The organism is Cognatilysobacter bugurensis, assembly GCF_014652095.1.
Classification (GTDB): Bacteria; Pseudomonadota; Gammaproteobacteria; order Xanthomonadales; family Xanthomonadaceae; genus Cognatilysobacter; species Cognatilysobacter bugurensis.
In genome coordinates, this window is the sequence record NZ_BMYD01000001.1 from 704,919 (window position 1) to 722,204 (window position 17,286).

At 66.5% G+C, this 17,286-nt stretch carries 14 protein-coding genes and 1 pseudogene; 6 read left to right on the forward strand and 9 right to left on the reverse strand.

Features of this window, described 5'->3' with window-relative positions:
- The first annotated feature begins 202 nt into the window (after window positions 1-202).
- Window positions 203-1,627, forward strand: coding sequence for a S8 family peptidase (locus IE075_RS03305; protein WP_189453264.1), 1,425 nt, complete (start codon window positions 203-205; stop codon window positions 1,625-1,627).
- A 51-nt stretch (window positions 1,628-1,678) separates the two neighbouring features.
- Here IE075_RS03305 and IE075_RS03310 read toward each other — a convergent pair whose 3' ends face one another.
- The 8 genes and pseudogenes from IE075_RS03310 to IE075_RS15915 all read right to left on the reverse strand — a co-directional run.
- Complete coding sequence (locus tag IE075_RS03310; RefSeq protein WP_189453267.1) at window positions 1,679-2,179, reverse strand: helix-turn-helix domain-containing protein; 501 nt, start codon at window positions 2,177-2,179, stop codon at window positions 1,679-1,681.
- Window positions 2,180-2,413: 234 nt separating this feature from the next.
- Window positions 2,414-4,468: a TonB-dependent receptor plug domain-containing protein gene (locus IE075_RS03315; protein WP_189453269.1), complete on the reverse strand. Its 2,055-nt coding sequence runs from the start codon at window positions 4,466-4,468 to the stop codon at window positions 2,414-2,416.
- 95 nt (window positions 4,469-4,563) lie between these two features.
- The gene (locus IE075_RS03320) at window positions 4,564-6,669 is read right to left on the reverse strand and encodes a M56 family metallopeptidase (RefSeq protein ID WP_189453271.1); all 2,106 of its coding nucleotides are present in this window, start codon (window positions 6,667-6,669) and stop codon (window positions 4,564-4,566) included.
- Entirely contained in the window at window positions 6,662-7,066 is a 405-nt protein-coding gene (locus tag IE075_RS03325) for a BlaI/MecI/CopY family transcriptional regulator (RefSeq protein WP_189453273.1), read from the reverse strand. The genes IE075_RS03320 and IE075_RS03325 overlap by 8 nt, the downstream gene beginning before the upstream one ends.
- A 96-nt stretch (window positions 7,067-7,162) precedes the next feature.
- Window positions 7,163-8,218 (reverse strand): DUF1615 domain-containing protein, encoded by a 1,056-nt coding sequence (locus IE075_RS03330; protein ID WP_229792292.1) that lies wholly within the window; start codon window positions 8,216-8,218, stop codon window positions 7,163-7,165.
- 79 nt (window positions 8,219-8,297) lie between these two features.
- Complete coding sequence (locus tag IE075_RS03335; RefSeq protein ID WP_189453277.1) at window positions 8,298-8,480, reverse strand: hypothetical protein; 183 nt, start codon at window positions 8,478-8,480, stop codon at window positions 8,298-8,300.
- Window positions 8,481-8,548: 68 nt separating this feature from the next.
- Window positions 8,549-8,836, reverse strand: a complete 288-nt coding sequence (locus IE075_RS15560; RefSeq protein WP_229792293.1) for a hypothetical protein — start codon at window positions 8,834-8,836, stop codon at window positions 8,549-8,551.
- 540 nt (window positions 8,837-9,376) lie between these two features.
- Window positions 9,377-9,559: pseudogene (locus IE075_RS15915) on the reverse strand (J domain-containing protein); the annotation flags it as partial.
- A gap of 341 nt (window positions 9,560-9,900) precedes the next feature.
- On the opposite strand from IE075_RS15915, the gene IE075_RS03345 reads away from it, so the two are divergent.
- The 5 genes from IE075_RS03345 to IE075_RS03365 all read left to right on the forward strand — a co-directional run bounded on the left by IE075_RS03345 (window position 9,901) and on the right by IE075_RS03365 (window position 16,912).
- Entirely contained in the window at window positions 9,901-10,257 is a 357-nt protein-coding gene (locus IE075_RS03345) for a four-helix bundle copper-binding protein (protein WP_189453281.1), read from the forward strand.
- Window positions 10,258-10,425: 168 nt separating this feature from the next.
- Complete coding sequence (locus IE075_RS03350) at window positions 10,426-13,353, forward strand: GGDEF domain-containing protein (RefSeq protein WP_189453283.1); 2,928 nt, start codon at window positions 10,426-10,428, stop codon at window positions 13,351-13,353.
- A 1,418-nt stretch (window positions 13,354-14,771) separates the two neighbouring features.
- On the forward strand, window positions 14,772-15,272 hold the full coding sequence (locus IE075_RS03355; protein WP_189453284.1) for a DUF3833 family protein: 501 nt from the start codon (window positions 14,772-14,774) through the stop codon (window positions 15,270-15,272).
- Between the two features lie 62 nt (window positions 15,273-15,334).
- A complete protein-coding gene (locus IE075_RS03360) occupies window positions 15,335-15,889 on the forward strand; it encodes an RNA 2'-phosphotransferase (protein ID WP_425489350.1) in 555 nt (184 codons plus the stop codon).
- Window positions 15,890-16,051: 162 nt separating this feature from the next.
- Entirely contained in the window at window positions 16,052-16,912 is an 861-nt protein-coding gene (locus IE075_RS03365) for an NAD-dependent protein deacetylase (protein WP_189454764.1), read from the forward strand.
- A gap of 35 nt (window positions 16,913-16,947) precedes the next feature.
- On the opposite strand, the gene IE075_RS03370 is transcribed toward IE075_RS03365, so the two are convergent.
- Complete coding sequence (locus IE075_RS03370) at window positions 16,948-17,190, reverse strand: hypothetical protein (RefSeq protein WP_189453288.1); 243 nt, start codon at window positions 17,188-17,190, stop codon at window positions 16,948-16,950.
- Between the last annotated feature and the right edge of the window lie 96 nt (window positions 17,191-17,286).

The window sequence follows — 17,286 nt, forward strand, 5'->3', positions numbered from 1 at the left end:
GACGGCGATCGCGCCAATGGGAGTTGCGCGGTCTGCGGCACTCGAAGCGGCGCTTGGCGATGAAGTCGCCTGTCTGAAGCCAATGCCAACACGAGCGCGAGCGACATCCCGCTCGCGCTTGAGCGTGACCCCTGTCACGGTTACGGTCGTTGACGGACGCTTCACATGTCCGTTCGTCACCTATTTCTCTGCAGGGGCAAGCATGAATCTTCTCGGTCGGGCCATCACCGTGGCCCTCGGCACCATCGGTTTCGTCGCATCCGCGCAAGCGGCCACCTATGTCGTGACCGCCAAGGCAAACGGCTTCAACCAGAAACTCGAGCGCGAAGTCGAAGCCGCCGGCGGTGTCGTCACCGCGCGCCTGCCTCAGATCGGCGTCGCCATTGTCGAATCAGACAACGCGTCGTTTGCGTCCCGTGCGAGCACGGTTACCGGCATCCGATCGGTCGTGAAGGACATCACCCTGCAGTTCGAAGTGCCGGAGAACGAGGCGGTAGACGCGAACGCGGCAAACCCGCCGAACTCGGGCGACGACGACCGCTTCTTCGACCTGCAGTGGGGTCATGCGGCGATCGATGCAGCGGGCGCGTGGAACCGCGGCTTCCGCGGCAAGGGTGCGACCGTGGCCGTGTTGGATTCGGGCATCGCCTGCGCGCACCCGGACATCGCCCCGAACCTGCTCGCCGCGCAATCCGCGTCGTTCGTAGCGGGTGAGACCTACTGCCTGCAGCGCATCAACGCGTTCAACCACGGCTCGCACGTCGCCGGCACGATCGCGTCGCCCGACAACGGCATCGGCACGATCGGTGTCGCGCCTGAGGCGAAGCTCATCGCGGTGAAGGTGCTGTCGGAAGTCACGGGCAGCGGCAGCTTTGCCGGCATCATCCAGGGCATCGTGCACGCGGCCGACCAGGGTGCGGACGTGATCAACATGAGCCTCGGCGTGCGCGGCGGCCTTCCGGTCAACGGCCCGGGCGCGAACGAAGTGCATGAGCTCATCAACGCGACCGCCCGCGCCACCCGGTACGCGCGCAAGCAGAACGCACTCATCGTGGTCTCGGCGGGCAATGACGGCCGTGACCTCGACAAGGACAGCAGCACCCAGATTTGCGACTCGAACAACGAGTGCTTCAATGCGAACCTGCGCGCGTTCCCGGGCGAACTTCCGGCCGTGCTGACCATCGCCGCGACGGCGCCGATCGGTTGGGCGAAAGATCCGAACGGCAATCTCGACTATCTCGCGAGCTATTCGAACTACGGGCAGTCGGCGATCGACTTCGCGGGGCCGGGCGGTGACGCCGAGTACCCGGGGAACGAGAGCTGCACGGTCGCAGGCATCACGAACCCGTGCTGGGTCTTTGATCTCGTCTTCAGCGTCGGCGGCTATCGGCAGGTGACGCCGGACGGGCCGGTCACGCCGTCCTACAACTGGACGGCCGGTACTAGCATGGCGGCGCCGCACGTCTCGGGCGTGGCTGCGCTGATCGTCGGCAAGAACGGCGGTGAGATGTCGCCGGCGGCCGTGGAGCGAGTGCTGCGTCAGTCGGCTGACGATCTCGGTAAGCCGGGCAACGACAGCCACTACGGCGCAGGCCGTGTGAACGCGGCGCGCGCGGTAAGCCAGTAAAGCGAAACGCCCGCCAAGGCGGGCGCTTCAATGCAGTACGACGGCCGCCTCTCAGGCGGCCGTTTTTTTGGCGCGACGGGCGCGCTTCTTGGGCGCTGTCGACTCTTCGGAGACGGCGCCGCCATCGCTCCCGAGCGCTTCGAGACGTTCGAGCGCCTCGCGCTTGCCAAGCGAACGCAGCTCGACCAGCCGCGCCTGTTGCGCACGACGAGGCACGGCCTTGCCGGTCTCCCAGTTGTAGATCGACTGGCCGCTCGCGCCGGCAAGCCGGCCGAAGTCGCTTGCGGAGAGCCCAAGGCGGGAACGCAGCGAACGCAGTCCCTTCGCGACGAAACGCGTCTTGGGCCCGTCATTCTCTTCGGTCGGCGCAGCTGCGGGTGCCTTTTCGCGGCGCTTCGTTTCGCGGCTCAGCTGCTCGATTCGGCGCTTGAGCTCCGCGATCTCACGACGCTGGTTCGCATTGGCCTTCCGCAATGGCTCGATGTGGGCGCGCATTTCCTTGCGGGCCAGCCGGGTGATCTCGTTCTTCAGTACATTGCCGAGTGTGGTCATCTTGGTCGCCTTGCCAAAGTCGCGCGAGTCTAGCGCGACTCGCGTGCAAGCGCGGCCATGAGGCGAAAACTTGGACCGGGCGCGCCCGAGTCCACGGTGCGCGCCTTGCGCTGTTCTAAAGATCGGCTGTGCGTCGAAACCGGTGCGGGGCGGGCGCCGGCTGGAGTTTCCGCCGGCATCACCGCCGGCTCTCGCATGAGCGAACCAAGAACTGCACGACCGGTCTCCTCTGCCTCAGAACGTGCCCGAAATCGCGAACGACAAGATCGGTCCAATGCGGCGGTCGCGGACTTCGATGTAGTCGATCGGCCCGGTGCGGCGATCGAGGTACACGGTGCGATCCCACATGCTCATCGCATCCGTGATGTTGCTCGCCGTCACGCGCACGGTCAGTCCTTTCAAGTTCTTGCGCTCCAGGAACAGGCTGCCCCAGATGGGACCTTCCCACACGCGTCCGACTTCGGTGAGGCGGTAATCGCGCGCGTAATAGCCGTAGCTCGCGTTCGCGCCCCACGCCCAGTCGGTGTCGGGCACGTCATGGCGTAAACCCAGTTCGACGAGCTCTTGGAGGTTGTTGCTGATCGGCCGCTGCTCCCCGGTAAGCGGATCGCGCACGCGGCTGCGTTCGACCTGCACGCGTGCATCGAGCTTGGCACCGCGCCAGCCGATCGGGTCGAACAGCAACGTGTGCTTCCACTCGACGCCGTGCCGCGTGGCGCGGTCGATGTTCCCCGTGCTCTCGCCGTCGACGCCAATCGGCACCACGTCGACGATGTCGTCGATGCGCTGCGTGTACAGGCGCAGTGCCGTGTTGCCCCAGTCGCCGAGCGTGCGCGACGCTTCGAGCTCGAGTTCCCACGTCTGCGGCGGCACGAGATCGGGATTGCCGGCAAAGGACTGATCGTCGTTTAGATCCACGGAGGCGAGGAAGTCGTAGAAGTTGAGCTGGCCGACACGCCTTTGCAGTTTTGCGTTGACGTCGAAGCCCGGCGCCGGCTGCCAGGCGAACGACAGCAGGCCTTTCGGTCTACGGAACGCACGTGTCAGGCCCCCGGCACCTACCTGCTCCAGGCGCGAATACTCGCCGCCGAGGCTCAGCTGCATGGACAACGTCGGCGAGAGCGTGCGCCCGTACGTGCCCATGGCTTCGTATCGATCTTCTTCGACGACGGCGGTGCCGCCCGGAAGAGGCACGGGCACGTACGTGCCGTTTGGATCGAGCACGACGAGCGCCGACGCACTGTCGAGCCGGTTGAACGCGTACTCTCCGGACACCTGCCAGTCACCGCCGGCCTGCCAGCTGTACTCGGCGCGCGCGATGCGCTCGGTCTCTTCGGCATCACGCGAGAAACGGCTGCCGGTCCGGGCGCTTGCGTCCGTCGGGGTCACTTCGACCGCAGTCACCACGGGGTTGTGCACGTAGCGGTCAAGGCCGATGAGCTTCAGGCGACCGCCGGCCAGGGCGGTCTCCCAGTCACCTCCGATCTCGCGGTTATAGCCCCGCTGCGTCTGACGAACGGTACGGAGGCGTTCGACGAGCGCCGGTCCGGTGCGGACCCCGTCTTCCTCGTAGTCGAAGTACACGCGCTGATAAGAGGCGTTGAGGTTGACCTCGTCGCCACCGGCTCCCGTCCAGCCGAGCGTGCCGGTCAACCGGGGGCGCTCGCTCTCGCCGGTCCAGATCTCGTCGCGCCACTCACGCACGCGGCCGTCGGGTTCGAAGATCGTCGTGCCGCCGCCGGCGCCGCTGTGATTGGCCGAGTTGTCGAAACCGAGCGTGTATTCGAGATTTTCCCGCGCGCCACTGATCGACACCTCGCCGCGCGTGAGCTGTGGATCGGTGAAGTGCCTGCGGACGTCCGGCCGCCACGCCCACGAGCCGCTTACGCCGCCGGCTTTCGCGACCACGTTCGCGACCGGGCCGGAAAGGCCCGGAATGCCGAGCGTCGCGCCATCGCGGATTTCGATCCGCACGACGGTGTTGGCCGGGATCTTGCCGAGCTGCGCAAGCACGTCGTTCGATTTTCCGGACATGCGTTGCCCGTTGAGCAGCACGTTCCCGGTCGCCTGTCCGAGACCGCGCTCCTGTACGGCATCGCGGATCACGAAGCCGGGGACCTGCTGCAACATTTCTAGCGCGCTGCGCGGTGAGTAGCGGGCGAAATCGGACGGCGTGTAGCTGCGCGCCCCTTCGACGGTGACCGCGGGCGCCGCGGTCTGGGCAAGTGCGAGCGGCGGCGCTGCGAGTAACGCGGCAGTGAGCGCGAGGCGACGGAGTGGGGCAGACATGGGGCAAGTCCTGGGTTTGGGCGCGCGCCCCCGGCGTCGCGCTCGGCGCGCGGCGGGAGGGCCGGCTGATGGGTAAGGGCGGGAAGCAGGCCGGTTTACGGAGTGGCGGCACGCTCGACGGGGCGAGCCAGCCCGCGGTCGAGCGCATCCCGGATCACGTCCCGCATTTCGCGGTCCGCCTCGCGCGACGCGCGGCCTTGACGTTCACCGAGCTCACCCATCCGCTCACCGAGCGCCTCCATCGGCTTCGCGGCGGCTTCCATTTCGCGTTCGAACGCTTCCATCGGAACGCTCGCACGCGCCATGCGTTCGGCTTCGGCTTCGATGATCGCGGCCTGCCGTTCGATTTCGGGCTCGAGCGCTTCCATGCGGGCTTCCATGGCGGCCATCTGGCGCTCCACCTGCTGTTCGATCTCGAGTTCCAGGCGGTCTTCATCGAGGTGGGCATTCGCCGCCATGCGCGCGGCCTGACGGGTTTGGTTTACGGCGTGGCGTGCCTGCTCGGCGGCAAGTTGGCCTTGCCGGGCTGCGAGTGAAGACAGGCGCTGCTGCGCACGCTGCATCTCGGGCGAGGGCTGGACGTTGACCTGGACACGGCCCATGCGTTGACCGATCTCGCTCATGCGCTGGCCATGGGCCTCCATTTCACGGCCGAGCCCGCTCATCTGCTTGCCAATGGCCTCGCTCTCGCGCCATGCGCTTTGCGCACGGCTGACGAGCGCCGGGTCCGTGACTGCATAGTCGCGGCCTTCGTGACTGAACCAGACGAAGTCCCGGCCCACTTTGGCGCGCATGGCGTCGAACCGTTCGCTGTCGGTGCCGTGCCCGGTCACCACCGTGCCTTCGCGTCCGGAGCGCACCAGCGCATAGTTGCGACGACCCCAGCCGTTTGTCGACGCATGGCCGGCCGCGCGCAGCGGAGCAACTGCCTGTGCGATCGCCGAGGCACTGGCGACCGCGGCACTCTCGGCCAGCGCTGCGGCGTTGAACATCGGGTCGAGATCCATGTCGACAGCCACCTCGACCTCGGGGTCCCAGTCGACATCGGCCGTCGCGTCGCGCGGCACCGACGGCGGCGCGAGACCTAGCACGCCTTTCGTGGCGTTTGCGGTGGGGCCAGGCAGCGGGGTTGCCCGTGCGGGCTCGGGCTGAAGCGATGCGGGGGACGTCTGCGCGACAGGCTTGCGGACGTCGCCGGTCATCTGCGCGTGGGCGATGAACGCGATGCACGCGGCTGCAATGCCGAGCACGGGGAAGGCGACACGGCCGGCGATGCGGCGGTTCGGACGAAGCAGATGTTCGATGCGGGACACGAGGGAGCCTCCGTGGGCGGCTTGCGCGAGGTGCGGCGTCGCACCGGGCGAGGTTTGAAGGTCGGAGAGCGCGGCGAGGGCACGTGCAAGCCGATGCGGGTTGCCGATCGCCTCGACGGCGAGCGCGTCGGCGATCAGTTCGCGTTCGACGCGCACCTGGCGCGAGAGCCACCAGACGACCGGGTGAAAGAACAGCAGCGCTTCGACGACGCCCTGCAGCAGGTTCACCAGATAGTCGTGCCGGCGAATGTGGGCGAGCTCATGCGCAAGCAGCGCTTCGAGGTAGTCGACCGGCATGCGCGCAATCAGCGATGCGGGCAGCAGCACCGCCGGCCGCAGCCAGCCAACGGCAGCGGGCGAGGGGAGGGCATCGACGATGCGCAGCGCCACCGGGGCGCGAATGCCGAGCCGCGTCGAGAGGCCGTCGAGCCGCGCCTGCCACGCTGCGTGCGAGCCCGGCTGCGCCGTGCTCCGCAGCCGCTCGATCCAGGCCACGCCCAGCGCCATGCGCAGGCAGAACACCGTGGCGCCCGCGGCCCACATCGCCACGAGCGTCGGAAGCCAGCCCTCGAGCGGCGCGACCCAGGCATCGGGGGCGGACACGGCCGCAGCGGTCGCGGTCGCGATCAGGAAGCCGTCGCCTCCGGTTTCGAACACCGGAGCCGCCGAGCCGCGCCACGACGCAAGCTGCAGGGCGACATCGAGAAGAGGCGCGAGCAGGCAGGTCAGGAGTGCAGCGCAAGCCACGGCGTAGCGCGTCTGCGGACGCGCGTGGCGCAGCGAGAACAGCGCGATCGAGGCAAGCAGCCCGATGACGCCGCCCTGCCAGACGAAATGCACGAGCGCGCGCCCGATGACCGGCACCGAGGCAATGATCAGCTCATTCATCGTGGGCCTCCACGGCGTTATCGTCGCGAAGCAGGCGGCGGATCTCGTCGCGCTCCTTCGCGCTCACGTGAGTGTTCAGTGCGGCCAGCACGAGGTCCTTCGCCGAGCCGGCGAACGCCTTCTGGATCAGGTCTCCGAGCAGCCCGGTGCGCAGCGCATCGGGAGCGTGTGCCGCCGCGTAGACGTGCGAACGCTGGCTTTCATCTCGAAGCAGCAGGCCCTTGCCGTGCATGACCTGCATGAGTCGGAGCACGGTCGCGTACGTGGCTTCCGGCCGCTCGGCCTGCCGGGCGAGATGCACGTCCTTGACCGTGGACGGGCCGAGCTGCCAGACCACGCGCAGCAGGTCGAGCTCTGCCGCCGTGGGCTTGGGGGGACGAGTGGGCTTGCGGGTCATCGACGCATCCGGTCTCAGGCTGTGAGACCGATGCTGCGCCGGCTAGATCATTTTGTCTAGACTGTTTGGTCTATGACTGATGGCAGGGCTGCCGGATCAGGACCGCCGTGCTTTTGCCATGCAGCGCCGGTAGCGGGCGTCCACACGCGTGGCAAACCACTCCGTCGTCAGCTTGCGGGTGATCTTCGGACTTTCGAGCGTGATGCGCGGAATCGACTGGCGCGGCAACGGCTTCCCGCGCTTCCGTTCGGCAAGGGAGAACACGTGCTGGTAGAGGTCGGTGTCCTCGAACGCGTGCGAGCCCGACTTGTTCAACGCGCGCCGGATATCCGCGTCCGTCATGTCCCAGTGCATGCGAGCGATCGAGCGCACCGCGGCTTCGGTGCGGCTCACGGCATCGCTGCCCTCGTTGTGATGCAGCAGGTCGCCGTCGAGCGCCAGCGCTACGCCCGAGATCTTCGACACCGCGTTCTGAAAGCCTGCGTTCCGGCTTGCATAGCGGCCTGCGTTGAAGTCCGCGAAGCGGTACAGCGGTGAGGGATAGGACGCGGGATAGGCCAGCAGGTGCGCGATGCCGAAATAGAGGCCGCCCCGACGGGTGAACACCTCGCGCCGGATCGAACGCTCGCTCGAATATGGATATCGATGCTGGCGCGCGTGGGCTTCAGCGAACGAAATGCTGACCTGCATGGGGCCGCCGGTCCGAACCGGGTTCACGCCCGAGAAAAGGCGGCGTCCCATCGGAAGTGCGTCGATGAGTTCTTCAAACAGCGTGTTGAGCTGTTTTTCGGTCCGCACGGCTGCGATGCGCTGCTCCCAGGTGCGCCCGTCAGGCGACTCAAGCTGCAGCGCCGCGCGCACAACGAACGCCGGCACGCGCATCCGCTCGGCGCGACGGTCGATTTCCTTGCGAGCGATTTTCGCAAGGCCCGGCACCACGGGGTCCGGCGCGAAGCTCGACTCCTGGGCCGTAATCGCCAGGACCGAGCAGACGTTCGAGTCGCTCGGTTCGATCTCGAGCGAAGAGAACGCGCGCTCGATGTCGTATGCCCAGTCGCCGCGGTCGGCGAGCGTGGCGGGCAGCAGATGCGAGATGCGGGCACGAACCTCGGCCGGCGTGGGCGGCTCGGGCCCTCGATCACACGCCGCCAACAACGCAAATGCGGCGACGAGCCCGAAGGCCCGTCGCCGCACTGGAGCCGGCACCGACAGTGCCGGCAGGATGGAAAACTTAGGAGTCTGAGCGGTCCGCATCGTCCGCAGCGTACTTGCGGTCGAGCCGTTCTGCATCGTTGTGCGTGACGCGCTTGGTGTCGTCGGTGCGCGCATTCACCGCGTTGCCGGTGACCTCACGGTCGAGGCGTTCGAGTTCTTCGCTGCGCGAAAGTCGGCGATCGTTACGATCACTGTTCATGGTGGTCTCCAGGGTGGGGGATGCCCCATTTCTAACGCGAATCGCGTGCGATCGTCGTGAGTGAAACGTTAGAACGCCGCCGTCGGACCCGCGCTGCGAATGGCGGCCCACGGGTCTAGCGCGACCGTACGTTCGGTGGCCTTCGTGCCGTAGCGCCCGGCGACCTCCCGCAACTCGAAGAGCTCGCTCCGCGTCAGATCGCCGGTGACGAGATTGCGATGCTGCACCTCGTAGCGGCCCGGCCGCAGGCTTTCCATCCGGAACGAGCCCATGGCTGGCACATGCACGTGACGCACGGGCTGCGCGCCCGCCGCGTCGATCGAGACCAGCGTGACGAACACGGGCGCCGGGTTCATCGCGTTGTCCAGTACGACTGCCGAGAGACCGTCGAGGTGCGTCTGAGGCAACCCGGCGACGTAGGCGGCTCCCAGGGGCCAGGCACGACCGTTGGGGTCCGCGACGATGGGCAGGGATGGATTCGAGGGGAGTGGTGAGCGCGCGGGAGTTGGGACTGCAACCTGCGGGGGGGCCGGAGCCGAGCGTGGAGCCGGCGCGCGATCGGCCGCGCGCGCGGCTGACGGCCGCTCGGAGGGCCGCTCGGCTTGCAGGCCGGAAGACCCGGAGTCGAGGCCATGAATCCGCCATTCGGCCGCCAGCGCTGCAGGTGGGCGGCGCGGGGCAGGGGTCTTCTGCCGTGCCTGCCAATAACCGGCGCCGGCGCCCAGAATCGGAACCAGCGCGAGCACGGCCAACGCGACGACGCGACGGCGGGGCCGGTGCGCGCGTGGCTTCGACGGCGCCACATGGCTGGCCTGTCGCGAAACGGAGGCATGCGCTCCACGCCGCGCTCCACTTCCTATCGGAAGTTCGCGCAGCAGCGACGCGTCGTAAGCGGCGCGCCGCTGCGGGTCCGACAGAACCGCGTACGCATCGTTAAGGCCCTGCATGGCACGCGCAGCCGCCGCGTCTCCCGGATTTCGATCTGGGTGATGGCGCTGGGACAGCACCCGGTAAGCAGCGCGTAGCACCTCGGGAGGAGCATCGCGCGACACCGAAAGGCAGTCGTATAGCGTCCGCATGAGGTGGGGCTGATCCGGTGTTCGTGTGGACGAAGGTCAACCTTTTATCGGCCGTCTAGCGCCTGTCTTTACCGCCCGACGCCTCTGTCGACGGCAGCCGCGAGGTAAGCAGGGCAGGCTACGTGGATGGCTGTCTAAGCGCCCCACGCGTGTGCTTCCGACTGGGATGAATAGGCGAGGCGACTCGCGTCGCCTCCGCGACTGAACCGCGGCCGTACCGCGCCCTACGGGCAGCTGAACGGAAAAGCCGCGGGCCGCGTGACATTCACACGCGAATCCCGACCATGGGTCTTAAGCGGCGTGATCGATGCCGCTCTGCCTGTCCTACCTCGGGAGCTCACATGGACCTGCATCATGCGGAACACCGTGACCTCGCACTCAACGAGTGCATTGACCAGTGCACGCAGACGCATGCCGTGTGCTTGGAGACGATCCAACACTGCCTCAACCGCGGCGGGGTGCTCGCGGATCCCGACTGCCTCGCACTGATGTCGACGTGCGCGGACATGTGTGCGACGAGCGCGAACGCCATGCTTCGGGGCACCGCGCTGCATATCGTCATCTGCGGCGCCTGTGTCGAGGTCTGCCGCGAGTGCGCGGACGAATGCGCCGAGTTCGGGGACGACCCCGCGCTGCAGCATTGCATCGATGCATGCCTCAAGTGTGCGGAGAGTTGTGAGGCAATGACCCGCGGCTGATCGCGGTCACTCGAGAACAAATTAGGCGGCATTGACGCAGCGGGTGTAGCTGCCTGCGACCTGCATCACGCCTTGTCAGCCGGAGCGGGGCCAAACTTCAGTACCGCAGCGTGTGTTTCGCACGCTCCGGCCACTACAGGACTCCGTGATCGCGCCGATATTGCCGCCATGAATTCGATTACGCGTCCGTTGGTGGCCGTCGACACGCGTCGGCGCGCAGCGACGGCGGCCGAAACCTTGTCGACGCTGCTCGACGCCAGCGGCCTTGAAGAACTTGCCCATCGCCTCGTCGCGTGTGCGCCGCTCCTCGGCTGGACGGCCGCCGCAGCCGCCTGGCGAACGTCCGGCGCCGGCGGTCAGACACGCGAACTCGACGTTTCCGAGCGCGGCATCGCGCGCGAGGCGAGGGGACTCGACGGCGCAGCCCGCAGCCGCGACGGGAGCCGCACGGCCATCCACGTGCGCAGCGGCGAACGCCACCACGGTTTCACGCTCGTTGTCGGCGAGGTCGGGGGGGCCGAAGCGTGGTCGGTGGTTGAGTCGATGCTGCCCGCCATCGTTCGCAGCGTCGCGTCCCGAGAGCGGCTCGCGGAGTCCGTTCGCCAGCTCGAGCGTTCGGAGCAGCTGCAATCAGCGCTCTTTACGATTGCCGACATGGCGGGCTCCGACATGGACATGCCCGACATGTTGCGCGGCATGCACGCCATCGTCGGCCGCTTCATGTATGCCGAGAATTTCTACATCGCGCTCCACGAACCGGAGTTGGACGCGCTCCGGTTCCTGTACCTGATCGACACGGTAGACCCGATCCGGCGCGACGCGGACCGGCCGGTCCCGATGGCGGAGATGGAGCACGGCCTCACCTGGTACCTCGTTCGCGACGGCCAGCCGTTGATGGGCTCGATCGATCAGATCCGCGCGCAGATTTCCGGTCCGATGCGCGACATCGGCACGCAGTGCTACGACTGGCTCGGCGTTCCGATCTCGTCCGGCGCGCGGGTCCGCGGCGTGCTCGTGGTGCAAAGCTACATCGAGCGGCCGCGCTACACGCACGCCGACCAGGCGCTGCTGTCCTACGTGGGAAGCCACATCCTTACTGCGCTCGACCGCAAGCGTGCCCAGGAAGACCTGGAGCGCCGGGTCGAAGAGCGCACGCTCGAGTTGCAGCTCGAAATCCAGGAGCGGCAACAGACCCAGCGGCTTCAGGACACGCTGTATCGAATCGCCGAACTTTCCAACACCGCAACGGACCTGGACGCGTTTTACGCGTCGGTGCATCGCGTGGTCGGCGAGTTCATGGACGCCAAGAATTTTTATATCGCGCTGCTCGACGAAAGCGGCGAGTCGCTGCACTTTCCCTACTTCGTTGACGAGCACAACGGGACGCCGGCGCCGCGCCGGCTCGGGGCGGGCATCACCGAGTACGTGCTGCGCTACGGCAAGCCGATGCTCGTCGACATGACGCAGACCGAGACGCGGCAGCGGATCGCGGAATTGACGGCCCGCGGCGAACTCGCCGTCATGGGTGCACTCTCACTTGCGTGGCTCGGCGTGCCCCTGGTATCGCAGGGGCGCACGCTCGGCGCGCTGGCGGTGCAGAGCTACACGCCGGGGGTCGGCTACTCGACACGCGATCAGGAACTGTTGACGTTCATCTCGTACCAGATTGCAAACGGGCTCGATCGGCAGCGCGGCGCGGCCTCGCTCAAGCGTGCGTACGCGGAGCTTGAGCATCGCGTCGACGAGCGCACGCGGGAGCTCAGCGAGCAGATCGCGGTGCGACAGCGCATTGAGGAGCGTCTCAAGCACGAGGCGCTGCACGACTCGCTGACCGGCTTACCGAATCGCGCCTACCTGCGCGATCACCTGCTTCGGTGCCTTGCCCGGATGCAGCGCGATCCAAACTATCGCTTTGCCGTGCTTTTCATGGACCTCGATCGGTTCAAGGTCATCAATGACAGCGCGGGGCACCTCGTCGGTGACGAGTTGCTGCGCGAGGTCGCGCGCCGCTTCGGCCGCTGTGTGCGGGCAGGGGAGGACATCGTTGCACGCTTGGGTGGAGACGAGTTCGCGATCCTCATCGAGGGCATTTCCGGCCACGACGACGCATTGCGTATGGCGTCGCGCGTCATCAACGCGCTGCGCGAACCCATCCGAATCGACGACAAGGAGCTGTTCACAGGCGCCAGCGTCGGCATTGCACTGAGTTCGCCGCACTACCAGACGCCTGAGGAGCTGCTGCGGGACGCTGACATCGCGATGTATCGCGCGAAGGCGGCGGATCTGACGCACGTCGAGGTGTTCGACGAGAAGCTGCATCAGGAGGCGCTGCGGCTACTCGATCTGGAAAGCGAGCTGCGACGCGCGATTCCGCGTAAGGAATTCGAGCCGTATTTCCAACCGATTGTGTGCCTGCGCGACGGTCATGTCGTCGGCTATGAAGCGCTGCTGCGCTGGAACCATCCGGAGCGCGGCGTGCTCGCGCCCGGTGCGTTCCTCCAAGTTGCCGAGGCGAGCGGAAGCCTTGAGGCCATCGACTGGCAGATGTTCGAAAGCACGTTTAACGTCGTCCCGGAATTGTTGGAGCCGGGGCAGTACGTAAACCTCAACTTCTCGCCGCGCCATTTCCGCAATGCCGACCTCGACACCCGCCTGCTCGGTCTACTCGCACGTCACGGCGTTCGACCCGAGCAGGTCCGCATCGAAGTCACCGAAGGCACGCTCATGGAGAATTCCGAACGCGTCGCGCGGGTGTTCGAGCGATTGCGCGCGAACGGCATCTTCGCCGCGCTGGACGACTTCGGCACGGGCTACTCCTCGCTGAGCTACCTGCATCGTTTCCCGCTGCAGACGGTCAAGATCGACCGGTCTTTCATCATCGATCTCGCGCCGGGCGAGTCGGGCGGCAGCACCGCGGTCGTGCGTGCCATTCTTGCGCTTTCGCGGTCGCAGTCGCTAGAAGTCGTGGCCGAGGGTGTCGAGACGGACGAGCAGCGGCGCCTGCTGCTGGACCTGGGCTGCGAGCTGGGGCAGGGGTACTTCTTCGCGAAACCGAAGTCGCTGGCGCAGATCATCGAGTCACGACAAGCCCACTGACTCCGTCGGTGTATGCGCGGCCACTGAACGCATCACCGCGGAGGTTTCTGACGGGTTTTTACGTGCCGTTCGGATTTGACCGCCGCCCGCTGTCGCTGAAGCTCCGATGCTGGACTTCTGAGACGAACGAAATGACGCGATGGATGGCACTGCTGATGATTTCTGCACTGTCTACGCCGGCATCAAGCGCGGCTGACATCATTTACCGCTGCCGCGCAAAGTCCGGCGAGGTCCAGTATCAACAGCGCCCGTGCACCGGCGCGATGAGGTCGGCTGGTGAGCTTGAGTACGTACCGGAGCCGCACTCCGTACCCGTGCTCGTCGATGCGCCGTCGGCCACTGGACGTTCCGCCGGCAGACGCCGTAACGGACGCAGCCCGGCAGCACGCGCGCGCGGTAGAAGTACAAACGTCGCGGCGCAGTCGGGACCGTGTTCAGACGTCCGGTCGCAGCGAGACGCCTGGGAGCGGCAAGTCGGCCTGGGCCGTACCTACGACGAGCTACGCCGCTGGAACGACGCGGTCTGGTATGCGTGTCGCTGACAGCGCGCAGCGCATCGACCCAGTTCGCGTCTCGTACCTGCGTCCGTTCGTCCGTCACAAAGAGGTTGCGGCGGCAGGGCTTTCATCCGGCGCTGTGCAACGAGCAGGCGCGGGCAGCCCGCTGCGGTAGTTCGGGCCGCCGAGTGCCGGCAAGAAGATTGGCTCGGTCAGGCTTGGGGTAACAGAGGCGATGGGCACGACCGCCGCCACCGCCTAAGGATGCTTTACTTACATAATATACATTATGCGAAGTTGCAAGTGGATCTTCGGCACGCCACGGAAGTCCGGACTTCCACGCTGCTCGGCTTGCTCTGGCCGTTCCCCAGAGGCCGGATCCCGCCCGCATGGTAGCTGTCCGCTCGGATCAACACGCGTCACTGATTCGACACCCTAACGTCGCGGCGTCGTCGCGGCTGGCGCGTCGACGTGGTGGCACGACCCGTTAGCCCCGAATTGCGCGCGTTGTGGCTCTTCCTCAAGCCCGCTTCGGGTCGCGGTGGCTCACGCCCGCCGCGGGCGCCGCTGGCGATTGCGGCGCGACGCAGCGATTGGTGCAAAGCCCCGGCCGCCTAGCTCTGCCGTGCTCCGATCATCCGTCTGAACCCGTTGCTGACACGTGCTCGTCGCTAGGGCCGCGATATGGTGCATGGAAGCTCACAAAGACCGGCATTGACGGATGCTCGGTGCCATACGGGGCCGCGGCGGCCCAATCTCCGGCCGGACTTGGCGGCGGCACAAAGGCCACACCGGGTCCAGCCTGTGCTGTTTTCGCCGTTTTTCGCGCGCACAGCTAACGTACGCCCGACTCCTCCCCCCCCCCGCGGCAACGATGGTCAAGTTCAAATCAACTCAGTTGTTGGAAATGGTATGAGAGTAATGACGGCGTCCTTCCGAGTGGCTGTGGTTACCGCGTTGGCGCTCGCAGCTGTCCATCTGCCCGCGCTCGCCAACGATTTCGTCCCCGAGCAGGTGTTTTCCGGGCGTACCACGGGTGAAGGCACGCTCGACCTCCTCTTCGGCAAGCCTCGGCCACTCACGGTCGAAAGCATGGGCCGCCTCCGACCCGACGGCGTGTTCGTGCTTGAGCAGACGATCGACATCGCGGGCCGCCCGACCGAGGCACGGACGTGGCGCATGCGGCAGACGGGACCCAGCAAGTACTCGGCGACGCTAAGCGACGCGGCAGGCCCTGTGGAAGCGCGGGTCGACGGCGCCACCATGACTCTGCGTTATCCGCTCACCCGATGGGGTCTCTCGATGCACCAAAGGCTCAAGCTCGCCGACGACGGACGCACGGTGGCGAATCGCGGCCGCATCAAGTTCTTCGGTGTCCCCGTGGGCGAGCTGCGAGAGACCATTTGGCTGCAACCCGAGTGACCCGAACCCGGCGCGCATCAGAGCCGGCGCGATTCAAAGCGTAAGCTCGGGATCCGCACGAAATCATGTCGAAACACTTGGAAGCGAAGAGCAAGTTCCTGAGCCTCGTACTCCGCCATAAGCCGGGGGTGATCGGCCTCGAACTCGATCCGCACGGCTGGGCCGACGTGAACCGTCTCGTCGAGCTCGCCACGGCCCATGGAACACCGCTCAGCCGGGAGCTTGTCGAAGAAATCGTCGCAACCAGTGACAAGCAACGCTTCGCGCTGACTCCCGACAGGAAACGCATCCGTGCAAACCAAGGTCACTCCGTGGAGGTCGACCTCCAGCTTGCACCCGTCCGCCCTCCCCCGCTCCTCTTCCATGGCACCGCGAGTCGCTTTCTAGCTGCGATTCGTGATCATGGGCTCATGCCCCGGTCGCGCCGGCACGTCCACCTGTCGGATTCTGAAGCTACGGCTGCCACTGTCGGCGCGCGTCACGGCAGGCCGGTCGTGCTTCGGGTGGCCTCCGAGCAGATGCACGCCCACGGTTATCACTTCTACAGGTCTGCAAACGGCGTCTGGTTGACCGCGACGGTTCCGGTGCACTACCTAGACGGTCCGACTGAAGCGTAAGTCGCCGACCGAGCGGCGTGTGTCTTCGATCAGGCTGTGTGCCGTCGATGCAGCCGACGGGCCTCGCAGGCGGAGGCGACATGCGACGCCAGGTGAAGGATCTCGACATGAATCACGCAGGCGCGTGCGCCAGGTCTAGATCCCTTACTCTCGTCCAACATGATGAATCCTGACCCGAGCATCGCTCCGCCGAGCGCGACCGACGCGGCGGCGGCGTCCCTTGAAGAGTGGCTTCGAAGCCGGCGCAATGTCTTCCTGCTCACGGGCGCTGGTTGCAGCACCGCGTCAGGCATTCCCGACTATCGAGCCCCGGACGGATCGTGGAAGCGCCGACCGCCGGTGACGTATCAGGCCTTCATCGAGGATCCGCGCGTGCGGCAGCGGTATTGGGCGCGTTCGACGGTTGGCTGGCCGCGCGTTGGGTCGGCACAACCCAATGCGGCTCACCTGGCCATCGTCGAACTCCAGCGCCGGTCCCTCGTTTCGCTGCTGCTCACCCAGAACGTGGACGGGCTGCACGACAAAGCCGGTAGCGGGGACGTGCTTGATCTACATGGACGCATCGACACGGTCCGTTGCCTGGTCTGCGCGCGCATCGAGCGGCGGCCTGACCTTCAGCTGCGCCTTCTCGAGGCGAATCCCAGCTGGCGTGCCGTCGCGGCGCAGGTCGCTCCCGACGGCGATGCGGAACTTGAAGACGCTGACACGTCGGGGTTCAACGTACCTGACTGCCGCAACTGCGGCGGGATGCTCAAGCCCGACGTTGTGTTCTTCGGTGAGAACGTCCCGGGCGAGCGCGTGCGGCGCGCGTATGCGGCTCTCGAGCAGAGCGACGGGTTGCTGGTCGTGGGCTCGTCGCTGATGGTGTATTCCGGGTTCCGATTCGCGCGCTTGGCGCACGAGCGCGGGTGCTCTGTTGCAATCCTCACGCAGGGAACCACGCGTGCCGATTCGCTGGCCGCCCTGAAGCTCGATGCGGACTGCGTCGCTACGCTTCCCGCAACCATCGCGCGTTTGTCGTAGCAAGCGCGTCGATTGGTCGACGCGTACCCGCGTACCTAAGCGCTGAGTGCCCGCGTGCCGACAGCCCGACGTATCAGAGCATCGTGCTCGCCCAAGGCTTCGGCGTAGCCCGACGCGCCCATGGCCTCCACAAACGCGTCCGGCATGAGACCCAAGTCGAGGTCTGCCCGCCCGACCGGCTGCAGCGGCCCGGAGCGTTCAAGCGCAACCGGCATCTGGAACAAGGCGGGAACGACGATGAGCACACCGTCCAGTCGAGCGTATACGTTCAACCACATGGCGACCTCCGGTCGTTTGCGTGGGATTCCGCACCGCCACCCTACCCCAGCTGCTTCACGTCACCGTCACCGTTCGTCGGGATCTGCCGCCTAGCG

Bases quoted from the DNA above. Each gene is read 5' to 3' on its own strand.
- IE075_RS03305 (WP_189453264.1), top strand. From the start codon at position 203: ATGAATCTTCTCGGTCGGGCCATCACCGTGGCCCTCGGCACCATCGGT.
- IE075_RS03310 (WP_189453267.1), bottom strand. From the start codon at position 2,179: ATGACCACACTCGGCAATGTACTGAAGAACGAGATCACCCGGCTGGCC.
- IE075_RS03315 (WP_189453269.1), bottom strand. From the start codon at position 4,468: ATGTCTGCCCCACTCCGTCGCCTCGCGCTCACTGCCGCGTTACTCGCA.
- IE075_RS03320 (WP_189453271.1), bottom strand. From the start codon at position 6,669: ATGAATGAGCTGATCATTGCCTCGGTGCCGGTCATCGGGCGCGCGCTC.
- IE075_RS03325 (WP_189453273.1), bottom strand. From the start codon at position 7,066: ATGACCCGCAAGCCCACTCGTCCCCCCAAGCCCACGGCGGCAGAGCTC.
- IE075_RS03335 (WP_189453277.1), bottom strand. From the start codon at position 8,480: ATGAACAGTGATCGTAACGATCGCCGACTTTCGCGCAGCGAAGAACTC.
- IE075_RS15560 (WP_229792293.1), bottom strand. From the start codon at position 8,836: ATGAACCCGGCGCCCGTGTTCGTCACGCTGGTCTCGATCGACGCGGCG.
- IE075_RS03345 (WP_189453281.1), top strand. From the start codon at position 9,901: ATGGACCTGCATCATGCGGAACACCGTGACCTCGCACTCAACGAGTGC.
- IE075_RS03350 (WP_189453283.1), top strand. From the start codon at position 10,426: ATGAATTCGATTACGCGTCCGTTGGTGGCCGTCGACACGCGTCGGCGC.
- IE075_RS03355 (WP_189453284.1), top strand. From the start codon at position 14,772: ATGACGGCGTCCTTCCGAGTGGCTGTGGTTACCGCGTTGGCGCTCGCA.
- IE075_RS03365 (WP_189454764.1), top strand. From the start codon at position 16,052: ATGAATCCTGACCCGAGCATCGCTCCGCCGAGCGCGACCGACGCGGCG.
- IE075_RS03370 (WP_189453288.1), bottom strand. From the start codon at position 17,190: ATGTGGTTGAACGTATACGCTCGACTGGACGGTGTGCTCATCGTCGTT.